This is a genomic window from Micromonospora sp. NPDC023633 (assembly GCF_040640035.1).
In the GTDB taxonomy this organism is placed as follows: Bacteria; Actinomycetota; Actinomycetes; order Mycobacteriales; family Micromonosporaceae; genus Micromonospora.
The window spans coordinates 1-4228 of record NZ_JBFABB010000241.1 but is presented as its reverse complement, the minus strand read 5'-3'; the positions used below and the strand labels follow the sequence as shown (position 1 = coordinate 4228).

Sequence of the window (4228 nt, the reverse complement as noted above, 5' to 3'; positions counted from 1 at the left end):
GGCCGACGCCCGTCCCGGCGGCCCGGCGCGCGGCGGAGCCGGTCGTCGCGCCGGCCAGCCTCGACCCCGCCGCCGTCCCGCGCCACTTCGGTCCGGTGCCGAACCACGCCCGCAGCCCGCTGCCGGTCGTCGACGCCGACGGCTGTGTGGTGCCCGGCACCGGCATCCGCAAGTTCGTCGACGCGCTGCCCCGCCCCGGCACACTCGGCCGCACCGACCTGGGCGCCCACCTGCCGGTGGCGGTGCCGGACACCATCAGCTACCCGGGCAGCGACTACTACGAGATCGGCCTGGAGCAGTACGCGCAGCGGCTGCACCGGGACCTGCCGGCGACCCGGCTGCGCGGCTACCGGCAGCTCAACCTCGGCACGGACACCCACGGGCACAACACGGTCGTGCCGGCGGGGCGTCCCTGGCACCTCGGCCCGCTCGTCCTGGCCCGGCGCGGCCGGCCGGTCCGGGTCAAGTTCATCAACCAGCTCCCCACCGGCCGCTCCGGCGAGCTCTTCCTGCCGGTCGACGAGAGCGTCGACGGCGCCGGGGCCGGCCCGCTCGACGGTCCCGCGCCCTACCCGCAGAATCGGGCGGTGCTGCGGCTGGCGGGCGCGCACACCGGCTGGACCAGCGCCGGCAACCCCTGGCAGTGGGTGACCCCGGCCGGCGAGATCACCCCGTACCCGACGGGACCCGGCCTCGCCCACGTGCCCGACATGCCGCCGCCCGGCGCGGGCGCGACCACGCTCTACTACCCGAACGAGCAGAGCGGGCGGCTGTGCTGGTTCCACGACAACACCGTCGGTCTGTCCCGGCTCACCGTCTACTCCGGGCAGCTCGCGCTCTACCTGCTCACCGACCCGGCCGAGGAACGGCTCGTCGCCGACGAGGTGCTCCCCGCCGACCAACTGCCGTTGGTGATCGAGGACAAGACCTTCGTCCCGGAGGACACCCAGCTCGCCGGGGAGGACCCGACGTGGGACCGGGACCGCTGGGGCTCCCGGGGCAGCCTCTGGCACCCGCACGTCTACCAGCCCCGGCAGAACCCCCACCGGGCCGACGGGACGAACCCGACCGGCCGGTGGGACTACGGCCCGTGGTCGCGTACGGGCGACGACGCCGGGGAGCGGGAGCACGGCGGCCCGCCCCACCGGGCGGGGCCGGTGCCGAACCCGCACCACGACCCCGTCGCCGCACCCGACGAGCCGCCGCTCGCGCCCGGCGTCCCGCACCCCTCGGCGGTGCCGGACGCGTTCGGCGACACCATGCTCGTCAACGGGATCGCGTACCCGTACCTGGAGGTCGAGCCGAGGACGTACCGGTTCCGGATCCTCAACGCCTGCCTGGACCGCGGCCTGAACCTCCAGCTCTACCGGGCCCGCTCCGACGGCCCGATGTGGGATCCGGACGGCGGGCTGGCCGACCCCGACGCCGGCGAGGTGCCGATGGTGGAGGCGGTTCGCGCGCCGGACCGGCCGGCCGGCTGGCCGACGGACGGGCGGGACGGCGGGGTCCCGGACCCGCGCGCCGCCGGCCCGGAACTCGTCCAGATCGGCAACGAGTGCGGCCTGCTCCCCGCGCCGGTGGTGGTGCCGAACCAGCCGGTCGGCTACCGGTACGACCGGCGCGACCCGACCGTGCTCAACGTCGACGCGCACGCGCTGCTGCTCGCCCCCGGGGAGGTCGCCGACGTGCTGGTGGACTTCTCCGCCGTCCCGCCCGGCGGCACGCTGATCCTCTACAACGACTGCCCGGCCCCGCTGCCCGGCTTCGACCCGCGCACCGACCACCACACCGGCGGTCCGGACCGCCGCGCCGAGGGCGGGGCGCCGCCGACCCGCCCCGGGTACGGGCCGAACACCCGCACCCTGCTCCAGTTCCGGGTCGCCGGCACCCCGGCGCCGCCGTACGACCTGGCCCGGCTGCGCGAGCGCCTGCCCGGCGCGTACGCGGCCAGCCAGCGCCCGCCGATCGTGCCGCAGCCGGCGTACGACACGGCGTTCGGCACCCGCACCGCGCGCGACACGGTGGTCCCGGTGCACGCCGCGACGGTCAGCTTCGTCCCGGCCGGCGCCGCCGCCCCGGTGCTCCTGCCGCTCGAGGTCAAGGCGGTGCAGCAGGTCTTCGAACCGGAGCACGGCCGGCTCGTCGGCCGGCTCGGCGTCGGCCACCCGCACGCCGGGCCGCTCTCCCCCACCGTCCTGCCGCTCGGCCCGACCGACCCGGCCACCGAGGTGCTGCACGTCAGCGACCCGGCCGTCGCGCTGGGCGGCCCCGCGGACGGCACCCAGCTGTGGCGGATCCGCGGCAACAGCCGGCAGACCCAGCCGGTGCGGTTCACCGGCTGCGACGTGCAACTGGTCAACCGGGTCGGCTGGGACGGCGCCACCCGCGCGCCGCACCCGGCGGAGCGGGGCTGGAAGCAGGTCGTCCGGGTCGACCCGCGCGAGGACGTGATCGTCGCGATCCGGCCGGTCGCGCCGCCCCTGCCGTTCAAGATCGGCGACAGCGTACGGCTGCTCGATCCGCTCCGGCCGACCGGCGTCCGGACCGGTTCGACCCCGGTCAGCCCGGTGGACGGCCGGCCCGCGACGGTCGTGAACCAGCTCGTCAACCTCGGTTGGGAATACCAGTGGCACAGCCAGCTCGGCGGCCACCGGGACCAGGGCATGACCCGGCCGCTGGTGCTGCGGGTGTCGCCCCGGGCCCCGACCGGGCTGACCGCCACGCCCGCTCCCGGCTCGGCCACCGCGCTGCCGGCGATCGCGCTGACCTGGACGGGCAACGGCAGTCGCCCACCGGCCACCAGCCACCTGCTCCAGCGCGCCACCGACGCCGCCTTCACGCAGGGGCTCACGGCGATCACCGTGGCGGCCACGGCGACCCGCCACACCGACGCCACCGTCACCCCCGGGGTGACCTACCACTACCGGATCCGGGCGGAGAACGCGGTGAGCTGCTCCACGTGGTCGAACAGCGTGCCGGCCTCCGTGCAGCTCACCGCGCCGACGGGGCTGACCGCGGCGATCCCGCCGGCCGCGCCGCTGCGGATCGCGCTGCGCTGGGCCAACCGCTCCTTCGCCACCGGGATCGACGTGCAGCGGGCCACCAACCCGACGTTCAGCAGCGGACCGGGCACCACCGCGATCGGGGTCGGCGACAACCACCTCGACGCCGCCGTCGCCCCGGACACCACCTACTTCTACCGGGTGCGGACCACCTATCTCGGCGCCGCGTCGGCCTGGTCGACGGTGGCCCGGGCGACCACCCCGCCGGCGCCGGGCCCGCCCACCGGGGTGACCGCCACGGCGACGGCGTCCGGGCCGGACACGGCGACGGTGATCCTCGGCTGGGCGGCGAGCACCCCGGCCGCGCCGGGCGCGGGGTTCGTCGTGCAGCGGGCGCTGGACCCGGCGTTCAGCCGGGGAGTGGCGGCCTTCACCGTCACCGGCCGGGGCTTCACCAACACCGGCCTAACGCGCGGCGTCACCTACCACTACCGGATCCGGTCGTTCAACGTCGTCGGCAGCTCCCCGTTCACCGGCCCGGTGCCGGTGACCACGCCGCCGTGACCAGACCGCGCCGACCGGCCCCCGCCCCCGGCCCACCTGGCCTGCGCCGATCATGCAGGTGTGGTGGGGTGCGAAACGCCCGAACGGGTGCCGAGCCGGCACCACGACTGCATGATCGACCGGGCACGAGGGCTCAGGGCGTGCGCAGCGGGGCGCCGACGCCGCGCAGCTCGGTCAGCGCCGAGGCGACGCCGTGCAGCAGGTCGGTCGCCTCGGTGAGCCGGGAGGCGGCCGGGTGCGCGGCGTCGGGGTGGGCGTCCCCGGCCACGTAGCCGGCGGCGGCCACGACCAGCCGCTCGTACGCGGTGACGCCCTGCTCCAGCTGTGCGGTCAGGGCCCGGTGCGCCTCGGCCAGCGGCGGCCGGGCCTCGGCCGGGGCGAGCCGCAGCGTGCGCTCGACGCTAGCCACCCGGTCGGCGAGGTCCCGCAGCGACCGGTCGGCCTCGGCGGCCTCCAGCACGGCCGGCGACGCCAGCCCCGTCAGCCGGCCGGTCATCCCGGCGAGGGTGAGGGCGGCCCGGTCCAGCCGGGCCCAGGGCTCGGCGGCACTGGTGCCGCGCAGCGCCACCCGGGAGCGCACCCGGCGGACCTCGGCCAGCACGCCGGGGCCGACGGGGAGCCGCTCCACGGCGGCGACCAGCCGGGCGCGGGACCGCGCGGCG

The 4228-nt window shown here is 77.2% G+C and carries 2 protein-coding genes; one reads left to right on the top strand and one right to left on the bottom strand.

The features are described from left to right. A partial coding sequence (locus AB0G13_RS34160) for a hypothetical protein (protein WP_357883683.1) occupies positions 1–3566 on the top strand: 3566 nt, incomplete at its 5' end. Between the two features lie 133 nt (positions 3567–3699). On the opposite strand, the gene AB0G13_RS34155 is transcribed toward AB0G13_RS34160, so the two are convergent. Continuing rightward, positions 3700–4228: hypothetical protein (locus AB0G13_RS34155; protein WP_357883680.1), on the bottom strand; the 529-nt coding region annotated here is incomplete at its 5' end.